20 protein-coding genes and 1 pseudogene are annotated in these 18,827 nt (G+C 71.3%); 16 read left to right on the top strand and 5 right to left on the bottom strand.

Annotated elements, in window-relative coordinates:
- Positions 1-25: 25 nt before the first annotated feature.
- From LN251_RS00775 to LN251_RS00735, 9 genes are all read left to right on the top strand, one after another.
- Positions 26-631 carry a riboflavin synthase gene (locus LN251_RS00775; RefSeq protein WP_058926546.1) on the top strand — a complete coding sequence of 202 codons (606 nt, stop codon included), beginning with the start codon at positions 26-28 and terminating at the stop codon, positions 629-631.
- The gene (locus LN251_RS00770; RefSeq protein WP_383673025.1) at positions 628-1,269 is read left to right on the top strand and encodes a nicotinamide mononucleotide transporter family protein; all 642 of its coding nucleotides are present in this window, start codon (positions 628-630) and stop codon (positions 1,267-1,269) included. The genes LN251_RS00775 and LN251_RS00770 overlap by 4 nt, the downstream gene beginning before the upstream one ends.
- Positions 1,266-2,555 carry a bifunctional 3,4-dihydroxy-2-butanone-4-phosphate synthase/GTP cyclohydrolase II gene (locus LN251_RS00765; RefSeq protein WP_458242640.1) on the top strand — a complete coding sequence of 430 codons (1,290 nt, stop codon included), beginning with the start codon at positions 1,266-1,268 and terminating at the stop codon, positions 2,553-2,555. The genes LN251_RS00770 and LN251_RS00765 overlap by 4 nt, the downstream gene beginning before the upstream one ends.
- 25 nt (positions 2,556-2,580) lie before the next feature.
- Positions 2,581-3,066, top strand: coding sequence for a 6,7-dimethyl-8-ribityllumazine synthase (gene ribH / locus LN251_RS00760; protein WP_058926549.1), 486 nt, complete (start codon positions 2,581-2,583; stop codon positions 3,064-3,066).
- Positions 3,067-3,100: 34 nt separating this feature from the next.
- A complete protein-coding gene (locus LN251_RS00755; RefSeq protein ID WP_458242639.1) occupies positions 3,101-3,373 on the top strand; it encodes a phosphoribosyl-ATP diphosphatase in 273 nt (90 codons plus the stop codon).
- A gap of 48 nt (positions 3,374-3,421) precedes the next feature.
- Positions 3,422-4,270 carry an ATP phosphoribosyltransferase gene (hisG, locus tag LN251_RS00750; RefSeq protein ID WP_458242638.1) on the top strand — a complete coding sequence of 283 codons (849 nt, stop codon included), beginning with the start codon at positions 3,422-3,424 and terminating at the stop codon, positions 4,268-4,270.
- Between the two features lie 46 nt (positions 4,271-4,316).
- Entirely contained in the window at positions 4,317-4,760 is a 444-nt protein-coding gene (locus LN251_RS00745) for a PH domain-containing protein (RefSeq protein ID WP_458242637.1), read from the top strand.
- A 175-nt stretch (positions 4,761-4,935) separates the two neighbouring features.
- Positions 4,936-6,261 carry a hemolysin family protein gene (locus LN251_RS00740; RefSeq protein WP_458242636.1) on the top strand — a complete coding sequence of 442 codons (1,326 nt, stop codon included), beginning with the start codon at positions 4,936-4,938 and terminating at the stop codon, positions 6,259-6,261.
- Positions 6,258-7,334: a hemolysin family protein gene (locus LN251_RS00735; RefSeq protein ID WP_458242635.1), complete on the top strand. Its 1,077-nt coding sequence runs from the start codon at positions 6,258-6,260 to the stop codon at positions 7,332-7,334. The genes LN251_RS00740 and LN251_RS00735 overlap by 4 nt, the downstream gene beginning before the upstream one ends.
- A 97-nt stretch (positions 7,335-7,431) precedes the next feature.
- Here the strand turns inward: LN251_RS00735 and LN251_RS00730 are convergent, their stop codons facing one another.
- Together LN251_RS00730 and LN251_RS00725 are read right to left on the bottom strand one after the other, a co-directional pair.
- Positions 7,432-9,291 carry an AAA family ATPase gene (locus LN251_RS00730; RefSeq protein WP_458242634.1) on the bottom strand — a complete coding sequence of 620 codons (1,860 nt, stop codon included), beginning with the start codon at positions 9,289-9,291 and terminating at the stop codon, positions 7,432-7,434.
- Positions 9,292-9,718: 427 nt separating this feature from the next.
- Positions 9,719-10,339 (bottom strand): uridine kinase family protein, encoded by a 621-nt coding sequence (locus LN251_RS00725; RefSeq protein ID WP_458243237.1) that lies wholly within the window; start codon positions 10,337-10,339, stop codon positions 9,719-9,721.
- 242 nt (positions 10,340-10,581) lie between these two features.
- Here LN251_RS00725 and LN251_RS00720 point away from each other — a divergent pair, with 242 nt between their 5' ends.
- The 3 genes from LN251_RS00720 (at position 10,582) to LN251_RS00710 (ending at position 13,003) form a co-directional block, all read left to right on the top strand.
- Complete coding sequence (locus LN251_RS00720) at positions 10,582-11,934, top strand: peptidase C39 family protein (RefSeq protein WP_458242633.1); 1,353 nt, start codon at positions 10,582-10,584, stop codon at positions 11,932-11,934.
- Between the two features lie 146 nt (positions 11,935-12,080).
- Positions 12,081-12,221: an SCO1431 family membrane protein gene (locus tag LN251_RS00715; RefSeq protein WP_458242632.1), complete on the top strand. Its 141-nt coding sequence runs from the start codon at positions 12,081-12,083 to the stop codon at positions 12,219-12,221.
- A gap of 122 nt (positions 12,222-12,343) precedes the next feature.
- Positions 12,344-13,003 (top strand): TetR/AcrR family transcriptional regulator, encoded by a 660-nt coding sequence (locus tag LN251_RS00710; RefSeq protein WP_458242631.1) that lies wholly within the window; start codon positions 12,344-12,346, stop codon positions 13,001-13,003.
- Between the two features lie 56 nt (positions 13,004-13,059).
- Here LN251_RS00710 and LN251_RS00705 read toward each other — a convergent pair.
- A pseudogene (locus LN251_RS00705) lies at positions 13,060-13,404 on the bottom strand (glycosyl hydrolase family 18 protein); the annotation flags it as partial.
- Between the two features lie 533 nt (positions 13,405-13,937).
- On the opposite strand from LN251_RS00705, the gene LN251_RS00700 reads away from it, so the two are divergent.
- Positions 13,938-15,110 (top strand): acyl-CoA dehydrogenase, encoded by a 1,173-nt coding sequence (locus LN251_RS00700; protein WP_458242630.1) that lies wholly within the window; start codon positions 13,938-13,940, stop codon positions 15,108-15,110.
- Here LN251_RS00700 and LN251_RS00695 read toward each other — a convergent pair.
- On the bottom strand, positions 15,088-15,321 hold the full coding sequence (locus tag LN251_RS00695; RefSeq protein WP_458242629.1) for a hypothetical protein: 234 nt from the start codon (positions 15,319-15,321) through the stop codon (positions 15,088-15,090). The genes LN251_RS00700 and LN251_RS00695 overlap by 23 nt on opposite strands.
- 140 nt (positions 15,322-15,461) lie before the next feature.
- Between LN251_RS00695 and LN251_RS00690 the strand changes: the two genes are divergently transcribed.
- Together LN251_RS00690 and LN251_RS00685 are read left to right on the top strand one after the other, a co-directional pair.
- On the top strand, positions 15,462-16,562 hold the full coding sequence (locus LN251_RS00690; protein WP_458242628.1) for a hypothetical protein: 1,101 nt from the start codon (positions 15,462-15,464) through the stop codon (positions 16,560-16,562).
- Positions 16,563-16,574: 12 nt separating this feature from the next.
- Entirely contained in the window at positions 16,575-17,672 is a 1,098-nt protein-coding gene (locus LN251_RS00685) for a phosphotransferase family protein (RefSeq protein WP_458242627.1), read from the top strand.
- A 6-nt stretch (positions 17,673-17,678) separates the two neighbouring features.
- On the opposite strand, the gene LN251_RS00680 is transcribed toward LN251_RS00685, so the two are convergent.
- The gene (locus LN251_RS00680; RefSeq protein WP_458242626.1) at positions 17,679-18,113 is read right to left on the bottom strand and encodes a hypothetical protein; all 435 of its coding nucleotides are present in this window, start codon (positions 18,111-18,113) and stop codon (positions 17,679-17,681) included.
- Between the two features lie 235 nt (positions 18,114-18,348).
- Between LN251_RS00680 and LN251_RS00675 the strand changes: the two genes are divergently transcribed.
- Positions 18,349-18,789, top strand: coding sequence for an Lrp/AsnC family transcriptional regulator (locus LN251_RS00675; RefSeq protein WP_030677853.1), 441 nt, complete (start codon positions 18,349-18,351; stop codon positions 18,787-18,789).
- The last annotated feature ends 38 nt before the right edge of the window (positions 18,790-18,827 follow it).

Raw genomic sequence — 18,827 nt, 5'->3', positions numbered from 1 at the left:
CCCATGAGGCAGGAGGACCCGGGAAGTGTTCACCGGAATCGTCGAAGAGCTGGGCGAGATCACCGCGGTCGAGAACCTCGGCGACGCCTGTCGCTTCCGAGTGCGCGGCCCCGTCGTCACCGAAGGCGCGAAACACGGGGACTCCATCGCCGTCAACGGCGTCTGCCTCACCGTCGTCGACCACGAGGACGACGAGTTCACCGCCGACGTCATGGCGGAGACCCTCCAGCGCTCCAGCCTCGGCGCCCTCGCGGCCGGCTCCCGCGTCAACCTCGAACGCCCCACGGCCGTCGGCGCACGCCTCGGCGGGCACATCGTGCAGGGCCATGTCGACGGCACGGGCGAGGTCCTGGAGCGCAAGCCCTCCGAGAACTGGGAGATCGTCAAGATCTCGCTCCCGGCGGACCTTTCGCGCTACGTCGTGGAGAAGGGCTCCATCACCGTCGACGGCATCAGCCTCACCGTCGTCGACGCCGGACCCGACTACTTCACGATCAGCCTCATCCCCACCACCCTCGCCCTGACCACCCTGGGCATCAAGCAGCCCGGCGACCCCGTCAACCTCGAGGTCGACGTCGTCGCCAAGTACGTCGAGCGCCTGCTCGCGAGCGGTCAGGGGGCGGCCAAGTGAACTGGCTCAACTCCCAGGCGTTCGTCATGTTCGGCCAGCACATCATCTGGTCCGACATGATCGGCAACATCCTCGGCCTGATCACCCTCGCCCTCGGCTGGCGCCGCTCCCTGCTGACCTGGCCCGTGCAGTTCCTCTCCGGCCTGGTGCTGTTCGTCGCCTTCTACGGCCACCTCGCCGGCAGCGCCGGCAAGCAGGTCGTCGTCATGGTGGTCGCCCTCTACGGCTGGTGGCGCTGGAACCGCGACAAGGACGGCTCCGCCGACGGCCACATCAACCCGCGGTTCGCCACCTGGCGCGAGCGCGGCGCGATGGTCGCCGCCGCCGCGGCCGGCACGGTCGCCGTGGCCCTGCTCTTCAAGGCGTACCCGAGCCTGTCCTGGGACCCTTGGCCCGACGCCTACATCTTCGTCGGCACCGTCGTCGCCATGTACGCCCAGGCGCGCGGCATGGTCGAGTTCTGGATCGCCTGGCTCCTCGTCGACGTCGTGGGCGTGCCCCTGAACTTCGCCAACGGCTACGCCTTCTCCGGCTTCGTCTACGTCATCTACGGCGCACTCGTCCTGTGGGGCATGCGCGACTGGTGGCTGCGCTCCCGCAGGACGCCGCAGCCCGTCCTGGAAGGAGCGCCGGCATGAGCACGGCACCGATCCTGTACAGCGCGGACGGCATCGAGGACTGGTCCCTCGACCCGATCGAGCAGGCCGTCGCCGACATCGCGGCCGGCCGTCCCATCGTGGTCGTCGACGACGAGGACCGCGAGAACGAGGGCGACCTCGTCATCGCCGCCGAGAAGATCACCCCCGAGATCGTCGCCTTCATGATGAGCGAGTGCCGCGGCCTGATCTGCGCCCCCATGGAGAGCGAGGAACTCGACCGGCTGAACCTGCCGCAGATGGTCGACGACAACACCGAGTCGATGAAGACCGCCTTCACCGTCTCCGTCGACGCCTCCGGCGCGCACGGCGTGACCACCGGCATCTCCGCCGCCGACCGCGCCACCACCCTGCGGCTCCTGGCGAGCGGCGACGCCGAGCCGGGCGACTTCGTCCGCCCCGGCCACATCTTCCCGCTGCGCGCCCGGTCCGGCGGCGTGCTCGTGCGCAACGGCCACACGGAGGCCGCCGTCGACCTCGCCCGGCTCGCGGGGCTCCGCCCGGCCGGCGCGATCGTCGAGATCGCGGGCGAGGACGGCCGCATGCTGCGCCTGCCCGAACTGATCCCGTTCGCCCGCAAGCACGGCCTGACGATCATCTCCATCGAGGACCTGATCGCCTACCGCCGCAGCGCCGAGCCCACCGTCCGACGCGAGGCCGAGACCCGGCTGCCCACCGCACACGGCGAGTTCACGGCCTACGGCTACCGCTCCACCGTCGACGGCGTCGAGCACGTCGCCCTCGTCCACGGCGAGATCGGCGACGGCGAGGACGTCCTGGTCCGCGTCCACTCCGAGTGCCTGACCGGCGACATCTTCGCCTCCCTGCGCTGCGACTGCGGCCCCCAGCTGAACGCCTCCCTGGACCGCATCCAGGAAGAGGGCCGGGGCGTGGTGGTCTACCTGCGCGGCCACGAGGGACGCGGCATCGGCCTGCTGTCCAAGCTGCGCGCCTACGAACTCCAGGAGCGCGGCCGCGACACGCTGGACGCCAACCTGGAGCTCGGCCTGCCCGCCGACGCCCGGGACTACGGCGCCGGCGCCCAGATCCTCCAGGACCTCGGCGTCCACAGCCTGCGTCTGATGACCAACAACCCCGAGAAGACCGACGCGCTCGTCCGCCACGGCCTCAAGGTCACCGACCGCGAGCCGATGCCCGTACAGGCGAGCGAGCACAACCTCCGCTACCTGCGCACCAAGCGGGACCGGATGGGACACGATCTGCCCTGGCTGGACACCGTCCCGGCGTCCACCTGCAACAACCAGTAACAACACCCCGAGGAGACAGAAGAACGTGAGCGGCAAGGGCGCACCGGAGCTGTCCGTACGCAACGTCGGAGACCTGCGGGTCGCCGTCATCGCGGCGCAGTGGCACGAAAAGGTGATGGACGGCCTGGTGGACGGCGCCCTGCGCGCCCTGCACGACCTCGGCATCGACGAGCCGACCCTCCTCAGGGTCCCCGGCAGCTGGGAGCTCCCAGTGGTCGCCAAGGTCCTCGCGGGCCGCGGCTACGACGCGATCGTCGCCCTCGGTGTCGTCATCCGCGGCGGCACCCCGCACTTCGACTACGTGTGCCAGGGCGTCACCCAGGGCCTCACCCAGGTCTCCGTCGACACCGGCGTCCCGGTCGGCTTCGGCCTGCTGACCTGTGACAACGAGGAGCAGGCCCTGGACCGGGCCGGCCTCGAGGGCTCCAACGAGGACAAGGGGCACGAGGCGGTGACGGCGGCGGTGGCGACCGCGGCCACCCTCCGCTCAGTATCTGAACCGTGGCACTGAGCCAACGTCCCTTTGGCGTAGTCTGACGCTCACCATGTCCAATAAGACGTTCGAGGCGCTCTTCACCGAGCTCCAGCACAAGGCCGCCCACGGCGATCCCGCCACCTCCCGCACCGCTGAACTGGTCGGCAAGGGCGTCCATGCCATCGGCAAGAAGGTCGTCGAGGAGGCCGCCGAGGTCTGGATGGCCGCCGAGTACGAGGGCAAGGAGGCGGCCGCCGAGGAGATCTCGCAGCTGCTCTACCACGTCCAGGTGATGATGGTCGCCCGCGGCATCTCCCTGGACGACGTCTACGCCCACCTGTAAGCCGCACCACCGTTCCCACCCGAAACACACGCGAAGGAAGCCGACCTCATGCTGCGCATCGCCGTCCCCAACAAGGGTTCCCTCTCAGGACCTGCGGCGGAGATGCTGCATGAGGCCGGCTACCGGCAGCGCCGCGAGTCCAAGGAACTGCGGACCGTCGACCCGTCGAACGACGTCGAGTTCTTCTACCTCCGCCCCCGCGACATCGCGATCTACGTCTCCTCCGGTCAGCTCGACATCGGCATCACCGGCCGCGACCTGCTGGTCGACTCCGGCGCCGACGCCGAGGAGATCCTGCCGCTCGGCTTCGCCCGCTCCACCTTCCGCTTCGCCTCCAAGCCCGGCGCCGCGGCGGGCCTGGCGGACCTCAAGGGCAAGACCGTCGCCACCTCCTACGAGGGCATCGTCGCCGGCCACCTGGCCGAGAACGGCGTCGACGCCTCCGTCGTCCACCTCGACGGCGCCGTGGAGACCGCCATCGAACTCGGTGTCGCCGAGGTCATCGCCGACGTCGTCGAGACCGGCACCTCGCTGCGCAACGCCGGCCTGGAGGTCTTCGGCGAGCCCATCATGAAGTCCGAGGCCGTCGTCATCCGCCGCACCGGCGCGGACGGCGAGGAGCCCAAGGTGCAGCAGTTCCTGCGCCGGCTCCAGGGTGTCCTGGTGGCCAGGACGTACGTGATGATGGACTACGACTGCCGGGTCGAGCAGCTGGAGAAGGCCGTCGCCCTCACCCCCGGCCTCGAGTCCCCGACCGTCTCCCCGCTGCACAACGAGGGCTGGGTCGCCGTCCGCGCGATGGTCCCGGCCAAGGAGGCCCAGCGGATCATGGACGACCTGTACGACATCGGCGCCCGGGCCATCCTGACCACGGCCATCCACGCCTGCCGTCTCTGACAGCCGTCTCTGACAGTCGTAGGAAGCCCCGGAGAGCCCCAGAGAGATGTCCGACCTGCCCACCCTTCCCGTCACGTTCCGGCCGGGCCGCACCCGCGCGGTCCTGCTCACCGCCGGCGTCGCGATCTTCGTCGTCATCACCGCGGTCGCCCTGCTGCTGGAGGGCCTCGGCCCGGGGGAGCGGCTCAGCTTCATCCTCACCGGCGCCCTGATGGCCGGCGTGCTGGCGCTGCTCGCCCGGGTGAAGGTGGTCGCCGACGACACCGGCGTCACCGTGGTCAACATCGCCACCCGGCGGCACCTGGACTGGCCCGAGATCCTGCACGTCAACCTGCGCCCCGGCGACCCCTGGGTGTTCCTCGACCTCAGCGACGGCACCAGCCTGCCGGCCCTCGGCATCCAGCCCGGCATCGCCAGGGACCGGGCCATCGCCGACGCGCGCACGCTGCGCGCCCTCGCCGAAGCCCGCTCGCCGAGGGATCTGCCCTAGAGACCCCGGTCTTGATTAATCTGTTGGCGGAGGCGTTTTCGTCGCGCCTCCGCCGCCGGTGCTCCCGCGGACACCGGCTGCCCCTGCTACCCGAGGAGTGACTCCCTCCAGCGATGGACGGATCGTCCTGTAGTACCTGCGCCGCCCCCTCCCGACATACCGAGGTGGCGGCATCATGACCACCCCCCTGCTGCTCCTCGGAGCGGCGTTCCTGCTGATCCTCGCGAACGGCTTCTTCGTGGCCGCCGAGTTCGGCCTGGTCACGGTCGAGTCGACGGACGCCGAGAAGGCCGCCGCCGAGGGCGACAAGCGCGCCCGCAGGGTCGCCGAGTCGCTGAAGGAACTCTCCTTCCAGCTCTCCGGCACCCAGCTCGGCATCACCATCACCTCCCTCGTCGTCGGCATGCTCGCCGAACCGGCGCTGGCCCGACTGCTGCACGGCCCGTTCACGGCCGTCGGCATCCCCGCCGGAGCGGTCTCGGGCATCGCGGTCGTCGTCGGGATGCTGCTGGCCTCGGCCGTGCAGATGGTGATCGGCGAACTCGTGCCCAAGAACTGGGCGGTGTCCAGGCCCATGCAGGTCGCCCGTTTCGTGGCCGGCCCGCAGCACGTCTTCGCCCGCCTGTTCCGCCCGGTCATCGCCGCGCTGAACACGGTCGCCAACCGCCTGGTGCGCGCCCTGGGCGTCGAGCCCGCCGAGGGGCTGGCCTCCGCCCGCACCCCCGGCGAACTGGTCTCCCTGGCCCGGCACTCCGCGCAGGCCGGCGCCCTGGAGCAGGACACCGCCGACCTCTTCGTCCGGACGCTGTCGCTCGCCGAGCTGACCGCCCAGCACGTCATGACCCCGCGCGTGAAGGTCAGCGCGCTGCAGTCCTCGGCGACCGCCGAGGACGTGGTCAACCTCACCCGCGCCACCGGCCTGTCCCGCTTCCCCGTCTACAAGGAGAAGATCGACGAGGTCGTCGGCATGGTCCACCTGAAGGACGCGCTCGCGGTCCCCGTGCACGAGCGGCTGCGCACCCCCGTGGTCCGCATCGCCCGCCCGGCCCTGCTGGTCCCCGAGACCCTGCCGGTCCAGCCGCTGCTGGCCCAGCTGCGCAGCGAGCAGCCCATCGCCGTCGTCGTCGACGAGTACGGCGGCACGGCGGGCGTGGTGACGCTGGAGGACATCGTCGAGGAGATCGTCGGCGAGGTCCGCGACGAGCACGACGGCCAGGACGTGCCCGAGCTCGCGGCCGCCCCGCCGGAGGACGGCAAGCCCGCCTGGGACGCCGACGGCAGCTGCCGGGTCGACATCCTGCAGCGCATAGGCCTGGACGTGCCCGAGGGTCCCTACGAGACCGTCGCCGGACTCGTCGCCGACCTGCTCGGGCGCATCCCGGCCGCCGGCGACCGGGCGGAGCTGCCCGGCTGGCGGCTGACCGTGCGCCGCGTCGGCCACTACCGCGCCGAGCGGGTCCGCCTGGTGCGCACCGGGCCGGTCGTGGAGGTCGCCCGATGAGCGTGCTCCAACTCCTGTTCGCCGCACTGCTCGTGCTCGCCAACGGCTTCTTCGTCGGCGCCGAGTTCGCCCTGGTCTCGGTCCGCCGCAGCCAGATCGAACCGCTCGGCACGGCGCGGGCCCGCCAGGTCCTCTACGGCCTGGAGCGGCTGCCCCAGATGATGGCGGCGGCCCAGTTCGGCATCACGGTCTGCTCGCTGACGCTGGGCGCCGTCGCCGAACCGACGGTGGCCCACCTGCTAGAACCGGTCTTCGAGTGGATCCACCTGCCGGAGGGCATGATCCACCCGCTGGGCTATGTCATCGCGCTCGCCGCGGTGGTCTTCTTCCACCTGGTCATCGGCGAGATGGTCCCGAAGAACCTGGCCATGGCCGCCCCGGAGAAGGCCGCGCTGTGGCTGAGCCCCGGCCTGGTCTACTTCGCCCGCCTCTGCAAGCCGATCACCGTCGCCCTCGGCGCCTGCGCCCAGGGCATCCTGCGGCTCTTCCGCGTCGAGCCGAAGGACGAGGTGGAGTCCGTCTTCACCAGCGAGCAGCTCAACCGGCTGGTGGAGGACGCCGGTCAGGCCGGCCTCCTCGACCCCGAGGAGCAGGAACGTCTGGAGGACGCCCTCGAGCTGGGCTCCCGCCCGGTGACGGACGTGCTCCTGAAGCGCGAGTCGCTGGTGACGGTCCCGCCGTCGGTCACCCCGGGGCGGATCGTCGAGCTGACCGCCCGCACCGGGTACTCCCGTTTCCCGGTCGCCGCGGTCAACGGCGCCTTCATGGGCTACCTGCACGTGAAGGACGTACTCGACCTGGAGGACTCCGAGCGGGCCGTGCCGCAGCAGCTGTGGCGGCCGATGACGACCCTGCGCTCCGACCTCCCGCTGGACGACGCCCTGACGGTCATGCGCCGCGCGGCCACCCATCTGGCGCAGGTGGCCGACGGGTCCGGCAAGGTGCTGGGCCTGGTGGCGCTGGAGGACGTCCTGGAGCTGCTGGTCGGCGAGGTGACGGACCCGGCGCACCGGGAGGTGCCGCCCGCCCCGAGACTGGCCGAGCCGAAGGAAGAAGCGGCACTGCCCGGCTGACGCGGAGTCCCCGCGCCTCGAGAGGGGCGCGGGGACTCCGCGACGAGCCACGTGGCACCCGCACCCGCACTCGGGACGAGCCGCAACGCACCCGCGCCTACGTCCCCGAAGAGTCCTGCGGGCCCCGCCCGGACAGCACCTCGCCGTACGCCTGCATCAGGTCCGGCAGCCGCAGTGTCGACAAGTCGTCACGGGACAGGACGCCCGGATACGTCGACAGCCGCAGGTCGCGGTACGCGCAGCTCTTCTCGTACAGCGTCCGCAGGAACCGTCCGTTGCCCAGCTCGTCGATCCACCCCTGGTCCACGACGTGCCCGGCGATCGAGCGCAGCTCGTCCAGCGCCTCCTCGTCCCACACGTCACCGTTCTCGGCGGCCAGCACCTCGCCGATGGAGGTCAGTTCGAGGGGCCGGTAGGACGGGAAGTCGACGCGGGTGGTGAAGCGGGACGACAGTCCGGGGTTGGCGGCCAGCAGGCGGTCCATGCCCTCCGGGTAGCCGGCCAGGATCACCACCAGGTGGTCCCGGTTGTCCTCGGCCCGCTTCAGCAGGACCTGCAGTGCCTCGTCGCCGTACGCGTCGCCCTTGCCGTAACCGGAGTTGGAGAGCGAGTAGGCCTCGTCGACGAAGAGCACGCCGCCGATGGCGGAGTCGATCAGCTCGTTGGCCTTCACGGCCGTCTGGCCCAGGTACTCGCCCACCAGGTCGGCGCGCTGGGCCTCCACCAGGTGGTCGCCGCCGAGCAGCCCGAGGGCGTAGAAGACGCGGCCCAGGATGCGGGCCACCGTGGTCTTGCCGGTGCCGGAGGGGCCGGAGAAGACGAAATGCCGCTTGGGCGGCTGGACCGGCAGCCCCTGGCCCGCCCGCAGCCGCGCCATGTTGAGCTGCGCGGACAGCGCCTTGACCTGGCGCTTGACGGGTTCCAGGCCCACCATGCGCTCGAGCTCGGCGAGCGCCTCCTCCAGCAGCGCGGGGTCGGTGGGACCGGCGGGCAGCGGCGTGCCCGGGACGGTCTTCTCCCGCACCAGCGGATCGATCGTGGACGGCAGTGACCCGGCCGGCGGCAGGTCGGGCTCGGGGAACCTGAGCTCCCGGCCGTCGGAGCCGAAGAGCGGGTCGAACCCGTCGGGACCCTCCAGCACGTCCTGGCCGCCGGACAGCGCGATCGCCGCCAGATCGGCGGAGTCGTCGTAGCCGTCGCCCTCGGCGATCGCGGCGAGCCGGGCCGAGGTGTCCATGAAGGCGGGGTCGACGCGGTGCACCGCCCGGTACAGGGGGAGCGCGGCGGCGGAGCGGCCCGTCCCCTCGTGGGCGCGGGCCAGCCAGTAGCGCAGCTCCTTGCGCTGTGGCTGTTCGCTGCGGCAGCGCATCAGGGCGGCCGCCAGCAGGGGTTCGGCCTGGCGGTACATCTCCAGCCGGACCCGGGCCATCCCGCCGAACAGGCCCGCCTCGATGCCCAGCAGCGGGTCGTCGATCAACGGGTCGGTGTGCCGGACGAGTTGCTCCCAGTCCTTGACCAGATAGGCGCGGCAGGCGTGCAGGAAGCGGACCTGGTGGTCGGTGTCGACGGGCGGCAGCCCGGCCAGCGCCCGATCCAGCTCCGGCACGTGGCGGCCGTCCAGCCAGTGCGAGGCGTGGGCGAGCAGCAGGTCGCGCGGGCTCTCCAGCACCGGCTGCACCCACCAGCCCAGCCAGTACCAGGAGTTGAGGGCGCGGCGGTGCCGGGCGCGTTGTTCCCCGAAGCGGTCCCGGTGGCGGAACATCCTGAGCAGCGCGGTCGTCGTGTCGACGCGCAGCGCGTGCAGCCCGAGCCAGCCGTCGGCCATCCCGGGGTCCATCCGCACCGCGGCCCGGAACTCCTCCTCCGCCTGTGGATAGGCGCCCATCGTGTAGGCGTCCACGCCTCGCAGCCAGGCGAGGTCGGCCGGGGCCTCGGGGCCCTGCGTGCCGAAGTCCATCACGTCCCCCACAAACCGTGCCCCCGTCGGTTGGCCGCCGGGCGGTCACCCGGTGGCCTCCTTGATCGAACCGCCGTACCGCGGACCGGAGTTGCGGTGCGCGCAGCCGTCGTCCTAGGTCGCACCGAGGGCATCGTACCTGCGCTGTGTCGCCCGTCGAAGAGTGCCGCACAGGACGTTTGACGAGGTGGGAGCGGATGAGCCCCGGATCGGACGGTGACCGAGGGTGAGCAAAACGCCTCGCACAGCGTCCGGATGGGCGGCTGAAGGCAGAACGAAGCCCCCGATCACGGGGGAACAACCGGGGGCTTCGCGTGCGTGGGCGGCCACGCTTGACCGCACATTGGAAACGTAAGACCTGTACGGCCCCTCGGTCAAGCCGAGTTGAGGCCCTCCGGGAAGTTCGCGAGAGCCGATCTTCACAAGTTCAGCACACCGCCGATGGTCCGTCACTGTGTGTGTTCGCTTGGTCCGGTCCAAGTGTGTGCGCGGGTCCCGGCAGCACCACATATCCCTTCTCGCCCTGCCGTACCAGCAGGTCGGCGAAGGGGCGCGAGGGATCCTCGGCGAAGTGTCGCCGTTCCGCGCGGACCCACGCGGCCCAGAACTCCCGCTGCTCCTCCCCGTCCCGCAGGCGCCCGCGATTCCAGGACTCCTCGTGCGGCAACTCCATCCACAGCAGCTGGGCGAGGTGCGGGCGCAGGGCGCTGCGGCCCGCGCCGACGCCCTCGACGAGGATCACGGGGGCCGGCGGCAGGGCCCGGGGAGCGGTGAGGCGGCGGGCCCGCCAGTCGTAGGGGGCGTAGTGGGCGGTCTCGCCGCGCCGGAACGGGTCGATCACCTCGGCCCGGAGGCGGTCGGTCCACGCGAACAGCTGGTCGTGGGTGGCGATGTCGTCGAGGTGCAGCACCGGGGCGTCGTCGAGCGCCCGGGCCAACTGCCCGGCGAACGTGGTCTTCCCCGACCCGGCGTGTCCGTCGACGCCGACCAGACGGACCGGGCCGCAGGACGGGGGCAGCCGGCGGAGCCGGGAGGCGAGGTGCTGAATCGTCGTTCCTTGACTCGGGGGAGGGGTGTGGTCCTCGGGGCCAGTCTAGTCCGGCCCCGGCCGCGTCCTGGCAGGTGACGCCAGTGGTGCAGACCAATATTGGTGCGCGCGGCACGGCCCGAAGTGCTGGCTGCGGGGCCGGTCGGCGGCCATAGTGGGCGCACAACGGTGCATGTCAAAAGTGCTGTACCGCTGTGCCATCGGACCTGCCCCGACTCGGACACCTGGGGGTCATCCCACCCATGAGCAGAGCCGAACAGCCGTCCCGCCGAACCGTTCTCGCCGCGGCGGTCGCCGCAGCGGTGGTCGGCCCCTCGGTCACCCAGGGCGTGGCCGACGCGGCGGACACCGCCGAGGAGCCCGCCCGCACGGTGGACTACCGTGCCTGGACCTCGTACACCGACTGGCGCGCCGGCAGCGCGCAAGGCGCCCGTGCCGTCGCCGGGGTCCGTCCCGGCGTCGTCCTCGTGCACCCGGCCGGCACGGTGGACTACACCGACCCGCACACCGGCAGGACCGCCTCCTGGGAGTACGCGACCTGGACCTCCCCGGTGCACCGGCTGCGGGTGCCGGCCACCGAGGCGATCGCCTCCTGGAACGCGCACACCCCGGCCGGCACCTGGCTCCAGGTCGAACTGCACGGCACGTACTCGGACGGCACCGAGACCCCCTGGTACGTGATGGGCCGCTGGGCGGCGGGCGACGAGGACATCCGGCGGACCTCGGTCGACGGCCAGAGCGACGGCAGGAGCAGCATCTGGACCGACACCTTCGCCGTCGACGACGCCACCACCGGCCTGCGCCTGGTCGCCTACCGCCTCCGCCTCACCCTCTACCGCAGGCCCGGCACCGACCTCACCCCCACCGTGTGGCGGCTCGGCGCGATGGGCTCCGACGTCCCCGACCGCTTCACCGTCCCGGCCTCCACCCCCGGCCCGGCCAAGGAACTGATCGTCCCGCGGTACTCGCAGGAGATCCACAAGGGCCAGTACCCCGAGTACGACAACGGCGGCGAGGCGTGGTGCAGCCCCACCTCCTCGCAGATGATCATCGAGTACTGGGGCGGCCGACTCACCCCCGAGCAGCTGTCCTGGGTGGACCCGTCCTACGCCGACCCGCAGGTCGACCACGCGGCCCGCTACACCTACGACTACCAGTACGAGGGCTGCGGCAACTGGCCGTTCAACGCCGCCTACGCGGCCACGTACAAGGGGCTGCAGGGCGTCGTCACCCGGCTCGGCTCGCTCACCGACCTGGAGACGCTGATCGCCGCCGGCATCCCGGCCATCACGTCCCAGTCGTTCCTCAAGGGGGAGCTGACCGGGGCGGGTTACGGCACCGCGGGGCACCTCATGACCGTCATCGGCTTCACCGCCGACGGCGACGTGATCGCCAACGACCCGTTCTCGCCGGACGACGAGGCGGTGCGGCGGGTGTACCAGCGGCGCGAGTTCGAGAACATCTGGCTGCGCACCAAGCGGTACAACGCCTCCGGCAAGGTCGTCTCGGGCAGCGGCGGCGTCTGCTACCTGTACTTCCCCGCACGGCTCGGCATTCGCATGCGCAGGGCGCTGGCCGCGGTCGGCGTGCGCTGACGGCACGGTGCGAGCGTGAAGGCCCCGGACGAAACGGGGCCTTCACGCTGTGACCGACGTCTCTGCCGCGAAAGCCGCTCGGGGTGGCAAGGTGGACAGAAGAGTGGGGGGAGTCCACCGCACCCGTCCGACCTCAGTGAGACACCATGACCGCACACTCCGCCACCGCCGTCCGCACCCGCACCGGCGGTCCCGAAAACGACGGCTCGAAGGTCCTCGAGCACGTCATGGGCTGGACCCTGGTCATGGTCGTCGCCATGCTCGTCACCCAGCTCGGCCTGCTGTGATCCGGCGGGGGAAGGCCTGCGTCCGCTTCGCGCCCGCTTGTCGATCAGAGTCGAACGAGTGGTCGTTGTTGTTCTGACATACTGCGGATGTCCCGCCACCCCGCCCGAGACCAGGGTCGAAATTGAAGATCAGCGAACAGCGCGACGGCGCCCGTCCCCGAGCGCGCGGCACCGAACGCTCGCTGGCGCGACGCGCCGAACTCATCGCCATCGGGCGGAAGTTGTTCGCCGACACCTCCTACGACGCGCTGTCCATGGACGACATAGCCAAGCAGGCGCGTGTCGCCAAGGGGCTGATCTACTACTACTTCCAGTCCAAGCGCGGCTACTACCTGGCGATCATCCACGACTCGGTCGCCGACCTCGTCAGCTTCGCGGCGAGCGGCGTCGAACTGGAGCAGCTGGACCGGGTCCACCGCACCATGGAGAGCTATCTGCGCTGGGCCGAGCACAACCAGGCCGCCTACCGCACGATCGTCAGCGGCGGCGTCGGCTTCGACGCCGAGGTGCAGGCCATCCGGGACGGGGTGCGCGAGGCGATCGTGGCCACCATCGCCGACGGGGCCTACGGCCGTACCGACATCTCCCCGCTCGCCCGCATGGGCCTGTTCAGCTGGGTGTGCGGCGTCGAGGGCGCCGTCCTCGACTGGATCGACCGCCCCTCGCTCACCCGCGACCAGATGCGCGAACTGCTGGTCAAGAACCTCGGCGGCTCGATGCGCGCCATCGAGGAACTCGACCCGGCCTACCCGGCCCCGGCCCCGGCCCGCCGCGACGCCTGAGGCGAGGCACCCGGGACCAGACCCGCGCCCTCGCCCCACATGCCCTGGAAACAGGGTCAGTCGATGGCCTTGATCAGCTCACCGTTCGCCGTGTCCCCGCTCAGCTCCCAGAAGAACGTGCCGCCGAGCCCCTGCTGGTTCTTGTACGTCATCTTCGTCGCGATGGTCGAGGGCGTGTCGTAACTCCACCAGTTGCTGCCGCACTTGGCGTAGGCGGTGCCGCCCACCGTGCCGTTCGCCGGGCACTTGGACTTGAGGACCTTGTGGTCCTCGATGCCCTGCTCGTAGCTGCCCGCCGCCGGGCCGGTCGCCGTGCCGCCCGGTGCCGCCCGGTTCACGCCCGTCCAGACGCGGCCGTAGAAGCCGATGCCGAGCAGCAGCTTGGCGGCCGGAACGCCCAGTCGTGGTACTTGCGGTCGTAGGTGCCCCATTCGGTGAAGTGGCCGACGGCCTTGGAATCGGCCGCCTCCCGGGCCGAGGGCTCCGCGGTGGCCGTGCTCGCGCCGGCCGGCAGCCCGGCGCCGTGAGCGGCACAGCAGGCGGCGGACAGCAGTGCCCGGAGGCGGGCACGGTGGGGGAAGTGCATCGGGTGTCTCCTCGTGGGGGAGAGGGGAACGCGCGCCGATTGGCATGAACGCGGTAAAGCGTTGGTCGTGAACCCTAAGAGGACTAGACCAGTCGGGTCAATGGTGCGGACCAATGAGGCGCCGGCCGGAACGCGTCGCGAGCCGCTTCGGATATTCTTGAAGTAAGCGGTCGTTAACTGATGACGGGATGGCCCCGATCGGGCATACTCACAGCGCACAGCCGCTGGTCAGCAGCTTCCGAGACCCGGGAGGGCGAGCGTCGGCTGGGCCCGTGGAAGACCCGGCGGCCGCCCCCACCCAAGGCGCACGTCCGCCGATGTGCCCGAAAGAGGGAGGAGAGCGTCGCCATGCTCGATCGCGCCGCGCAGCCGGTGGACCGTCAACTGCCCACGGACGAGGCCCGGGATCTGATCTCGCTCGTCCGCGACATCGCCCAGCGGGAGATCGCTCCGAAGGCGGCCGAGGAGGAGGACGCGGGACGCTTCCCGCGCGAGGTCTTCACGCTGCTGTCCAAGGCGGGACTGCTCGGTCTGCCCTACGACTCCGAGTGCGGCGGGGGCGACCAGCCCTACGAGGTCTATCTCCAGGTGCTCGAGGAGCTCGCCGCGGCCCGCCTCACCGTGGGTCTCGGGGTCAGCGTCCACACCCTGGCCTGCTACGCGCTCGCCGCCTACGGCTCCAAGCAGCAGCAGATCGAGTACCTGCCCGCGATGCTCGGCGGGGGCCTGCTGGGGGCGTACTGCCTCTCGGAGCCGTCCTCCGGCTCCGACGCGGCCTCTCTGCGGACGAAGGCGGTGCGGGACGGCGACCACTGGGTGATCACCGGCACCAAGGCCTGGATCACGCACGGCGGGATCGCCGACTTCTACACGGTCATGGCCCGCACGGGCGAGGAGGGCTCGCGCGGGATCAGCGTGTTCCTCGTCCCCGGTGACGCCGAGGGCCTCAGCGGCGCCGTGCCCGAGAAGAAGATGGGCATGAAGGGCTCACCGACCGCCCAGGTCCACTTCGACGGGGTGCGGGTGCCCGACGAGCGGCGCATCGGGGAGGAGGGCCAGGGCTTCGCGATCGCCCTGGCCTCGCTCGACTCCGGCCGGCTCGGCATCGCCGCCTGTGCGATCGGCCTGGCCCAGGCCGCGCTCGACGAAGCGGTCACGTACGCCACCGACCGGCGGCAGTTCGGACGGCCGATCGCCGACTTCCAGGGCCTGCGCTTCATGATCGCCGACATGGCGACCCAGATCGAGGCGGGCCGGGCGCTGTATCTGACGGCGGCGCGACTGCGTGACGCCGGACGGCCGTTCGCCAAGGAGGCGGCGATGGCCAAGCTGCACTGCACCGACACCGCCATGAAGGTCACCACGGACGCCGTGCAGATCCTCGGCGGCTACGGCTACACCGCCGACTTCCCGGCCGAGCGCTACATGCGCGAGGCCAAGGTCCTGCAGATCGTCGAGGGCACCAACCAGATCCAGCGGATGGTCATCGCCCGTCACCTCACGGGTCCGGAAACCCGCTGAACTCGCCCGCTCTGACCTGCGGCGCCGCGAGCCGGGCCCACTCCGGGTCGTGGCGCCCGGGCAGGGTGCGGCCCCGGTCGGCCCAGGCGCGCAGCAGATCACGGTAGATGGGCGGGTCCTGGGGCGGTGCCGGCGGACGCGGAACCGTTCCTGTGGGCGGAGACACGAACACCCGGCGCTGCCGCTGGGCTGCTGCGTAGGTCGAGGTCATACCAAGGCAACGGAAAGGCAATGGCACAAGTCACCCGTCCGCGGAATCGACCGTGAGTTCACGGTCGTCCGCCCGCGGATCTGGTGGGCCGACGCCACCTGACGTACCGTCAGCCAAGCCGTCTCCCAGGGAGGTGTGGCATGGCCGACGAGCGTCCCGTACCGCTCGACGAGTACCCCGTGCACCAGGTCGCCCTGTCCATGAGGCACGTCGCGACCGGCGACCGCAACGCCTACGACCGGTGCATCTTCCACGTCCTCGACCACGAGGGACGGGCGCTGCTGATCGCCGGTCTCGGCGTGTACCCGAACGTCGGCGTCATCGACGCCTACGCGACCCTGCGCACGGGCGACACCCTGCACGCCGCCCGGGCGTCGGACGCGCTCGGCGAGGACCGCATGCGGCTCGCGGTGGGCCCGCTGCGCATCGAGGTGGAGGAGCCGCTGCGCCGGATCCGGCTGCGCTGCGACGACGAGTCGTTGTCGTACGACCTCCTGTGGACCGCCTGCTTCCCCGCGCTGTGGGAGCCCCACCACCTCCAGCGCCGCGGCGACCGGCTCACCCTGGAAGGGCGCCGCTTCGTGCAGGCGGGGAGCGTGGAGGGCGTCGTCCGGGCCGCCGGGGAGGAGTTCCGCGTCACGGCCGGCGGCTGGACGGGCACCCGCGACCGCAGCTGGGGCGTACGGCCCCTGCCGGGGGAGGAGGGCGGCCGGCTCGCCGAGGAGCACCCCACCGAGGGCTTCCACTGGCTGTGGTGTCCGGTCCGCTTCGAGGACCGGTTCCTGATGGTGATCGTGCAGGAGGACGCCGACGGCTACCGCACCCTCAACGAGGCCACCCTCGTCCGCCCCGGTCACCGGGACCGTCAACTGGGCTGGCCCCAGCCCGAGATCACCTACCGCCCGGGCACCCGTCACCCGGAGCGCGCCCTCGTCCACCTCGGCGACCTGCGCAAGCCTCAGGAGCTGGAGGTGGAGATCCTCACCTCCTCCCCGCTTGCCGTCGGCGCCGGCTACCCGCCCGCCGACGACTGGCAGCACGGCACCTGGCGCGGCAGGGGCTGGACCGACCGGCGCACCTACGACCTGACGGCGGCCCATCCGCTCGCCGCCTACGGGGTCACCGACCATGCGGCACGCTTCCGCCTGGACGGGCGGGTGGGACACGGCATCTTCGAGCACGGCTCGTTCGGGCGGCACGACCCGAGCGGCTTCACGGACTTCACATCGGTCGCACCCTAGGCGGTATGTGACATGGCACCCACCGCGCCCCGCCCCCGCACCACCACCCGCGACCCCGAGGACATCGCCCGCCGCCTCACCGCCTGGCTCGGCACCCGCCTGCCCGGCGCGAAGGCGACCGGCGTCGGCGTCCCCGAGTCCAACGGCATGTCCAGCGAGACCCTGCTCTTCGACATCGAGCACCCCGAACCCCCGCTGCGCGCCTGCGTGTTGAGGCTGGCGGCCGATCCCGCGGCGTACACCGTCTTCCCGGTGTACGACATGCCGCGCCAGTACCGCACCATGCGCCTGGTCGCGCGGCACACCGACCTGCCAGTGCCGAGGGTGCTGTGGCTGGAGGAGGACCGAGCACCGCTCGGCGCGCCGTTCTTCGTCATGGAGCGGGTGGCGGGACGGGTGCCGCCGGACGTCATGCCGTACACCTACGAGGGCAACTGGCTGCACGCGGCGAGCGACGCCGAGCGCGAGCACCTGGAGGCCGCCTCGATCGGACTGCTCGCCCGACTCCACGACCAAGTACCGCCAGAACGGGCCGAGTTCCTCGCACTCCCGGGCGAGGGCGACGCGCTGCGCCGCCATGTCGACGCCCAACGCGCCTACTACGGCTGGGTCGTCGACGGACTCCCCCGCTCACCCCTCATCGAGGCGGCCTTCGACCGGCTCACGCGGACCTGGCCCGCCGATCCGGGCACACCGGTCCTCAACTGGGGCGACGCACGCATCGGAAACGTCGTCTACGACGGGTTCGAGCCCGTCGCCGTCCTGGACTGGGAGATGGCGGCCCTGGCCCCGCGCGAGGTCGACCTCGGCTGGACCGTCTACCTGCACCGCTTCTTCCAGGACCTGACGGTCTCCTTCGGCCGGCGGGGCCTGCCCGACTTCCTGCGCCGCGACCGTGTCGAGGCCCGCTACGCCGAACTCACCGGCCACACACCGCGCGACATGGACTTCTACACCCTGTACGCGGCTCTGCGGCACGCGATCGTCATGCTGCGCGTCGCCTACCGGCGGGTGCACTTCGGCGAGGCCGTGGTCCCCGCGGACCCGGACACACTGATCCTGCACCACGGCAGTCTGCGCGCCATGGTGCAGGGCAGTTACCGGTACTGAGCGGGCTCAGGCGGCCTGACGGCGCATCACCGGCACGCGCATCGGGCGCGAGCCCGGGCCGCCGACGTGCGAGAAGGGCTGCGTACGCCAGTCGAGTCCCTGAGGGAGCGTCAACAGCAGTGCGGTGTCCTGCTCCTGGGGCTCGGGCGACTGGTCGGCGGAGCGCGCCTCGGTGGCCTGGCGGCCGGTGCCGGTGCAGACGGTGAGGCCGAACGGGTTCCACGGCGAGGCGCACAGCGCGTGCTCCGGCAGCACCTCCTCGTCGGCCAGCAGCGCGATGGGCTGGGCGCAGTCCGGGCAGATCACCCGGTACATCTCGAAGGTGTCGTACGCGTCGAGCTCGTCGTCGAACTCGTCGGGTTCGACGCCCTCCGGCTCGGGCTCGACCACCGGCTGGAGCCGCTTGGGCGCGGTACGACCAGGGCGCTTAAGACTCTGCATGGATAACTCCCCCTTGGGCTGGGGCCGTGAAGGCGCTGCGGCCTCGACCACAGCAAGCACTTCCCGCCCGGTCTCGGCGGTAATCACGAGACCATCACGCAGACGCGTCGGGGGGTGTGGCGTTCGTCACATGCCGCTCGCAGGTGCCCGCGGCGGACGCCCACATCACGAACCGGGCATGACCTGGGGTGCTGAGGTATCGGAGGAGATCAAGCGCCCTGTAGGTTCTTGCGCCATGGAGGAGCTCGACCGACAGATCGTTCAGCTGCTCGTCAAGGACGGGCGGATGAGCTACACGGACCTGGGCAAGGCCACGGGCCTGTCCACGTCTGCCGTGCACCAGCGGGTGCGGCGGCTGGAACAGCGGGGCGTCATCCGCGGCTACGCCGCGGTCGTCGACCCCGAGGCGGTCGGGCTGCCCATGACCGCGTTCATCTCGGTCAAGCCCTTCGACCCCAGCGCACCCGACGACATCGCCGAACGGCTGGCGGGAGTGCCCGAGATCGAGGCGTGCCACAGCGTCGCGGGCGACGAGAACTACATCCTCAAGGTGCGCGTTGCCACCCCCCACGAGCTGGAGGAGCTGCTGGCCCGGCTGCGTTCCCTGGCCGGAGTCTCGACCCGGACGACGGTGGTGCTGTCCACGCCCTACGAGGCCCGGCCCCCGCGCATCTGAACCGACCCGCGTACGAGCGCGGCATCGCGGCACGAGAA

Source organism: Streptomyces sp. MAI_2237 (assembly GCF_054189285.1).
This window is presented reverse-complemented; position numbering and strand designations above follow the sequence as displayed.

What these genes read in the sequence shown, in the direction of transcription:
- LN251_RS00715 (WP_458242632.1), top strand. Translation starts at nt 12,081, where the DNA reads ATGACCGCACACTCCGCCACCGCCGTCCGCACCCGCACCGGCGGTCCC.
- LN251_RS00740 (WP_458242636.1), top strand. Translation starts at nt 4,936, where the DNA reads ATGACCACCCCCCTGCTGCTCCTCGGAGCGGCGTTCCTGCTGATCCTC.
- LN251_RS00765 (WP_458242640.1), top strand. Translation starts at nt 1,266, where the DNA reads ATGAGCACGGCACCGATCCTGTACAGCGCGGACGGCATCGAGGACTGG.
- LN251_RS00755 (WP_458242639.1), top strand. Translation starts at nt 3,101, where the DNA reads ATGTCCAATAAGACGTTCGAGGCGCTCTTCACCGAGCTCCAGCACAAG.
- LN251_RS00690 (WP_458242628.1), top strand. Translation starts at nt 15,462, where the DNA reads ATGGCCGACGAGCGTCCCGTACCGCTCGACGAGTACCCCGTGCACCAG.
- LN251_RS00680 (WP_458242626.1), bottom strand. Translation starts at nt 18,113, where the DNA reads ATGCAGAGTCTTAAGCGCCCTGGTCGTACCGCGCCCAAGCGGCTCCAG.
- hisG (WP_458242638.1), top strand. Translation starts at nt 3,422, where the DNA reads ATGCTGCGCATCGCCGTCCCCAACAAGGGTTCCCTCTCAGGACCTGCG.
- LN251_RS00695 (WP_458242629.1), bottom strand. Translation starts at nt 15,321, where the DNA reads ATGACCTCGACCTACGCAGCAGCCCAGCGGCAGCGCCGGGTGTTCGTG.
- LN251_RS00700 (WP_458242630.1), top strand. Translation starts at nt 13,938, where the DNA reads ATGCTCGATCGCGCCGCGCAGCCGGTGGACCGTCAACTGCCCACGGAC.
- LN251_RS00730 (WP_458242634.1), bottom strand. Translation starts at nt 9,291, where the DNA reads ATGGACTTCGGCACGCAGGGCCCCGAGGCCCCGGCCGACCTCGCCTGG.
- LN251_RS00685 (WP_458242627.1), top strand. Translation starts at nt 16,575, where the DNA reads ATGGCACCCACCGCGCCCCGCCCCCGCACCACCACCCGCGACCCCGAG.
- LN251_RS00745 (WP_458242637.1), top strand. Translation starts at nt 4,317, where the DNA reads ATGTCCGACCTGCCCACCCTTCCCGTCACGTTCCGGCCGGGCCGCACC.
- LN251_RS00735 (WP_458242635.1), top strand. Translation starts at nt 6,258, where the DNA reads ATGAGCGTGCTCCAACTCCTGTTCGCCGCACTGCTCGTGCTCGCCAAC.
- LN251_RS00720 (WP_458242633.1), top strand. Translation starts at nt 10,582, where the DNA reads ATGAGCAGAGCCGAACAGCCGTCCCGCCGAACCGTTCTCGCCGCGGCG.
- LN251_RS00675 (WP_030677853.1), top strand. Translation starts at nt 18,349, where the DNA reads ATGGAGGAGCTCGACCGACAGATCGTTCAGCTGCTCGTCAAGGACGGG.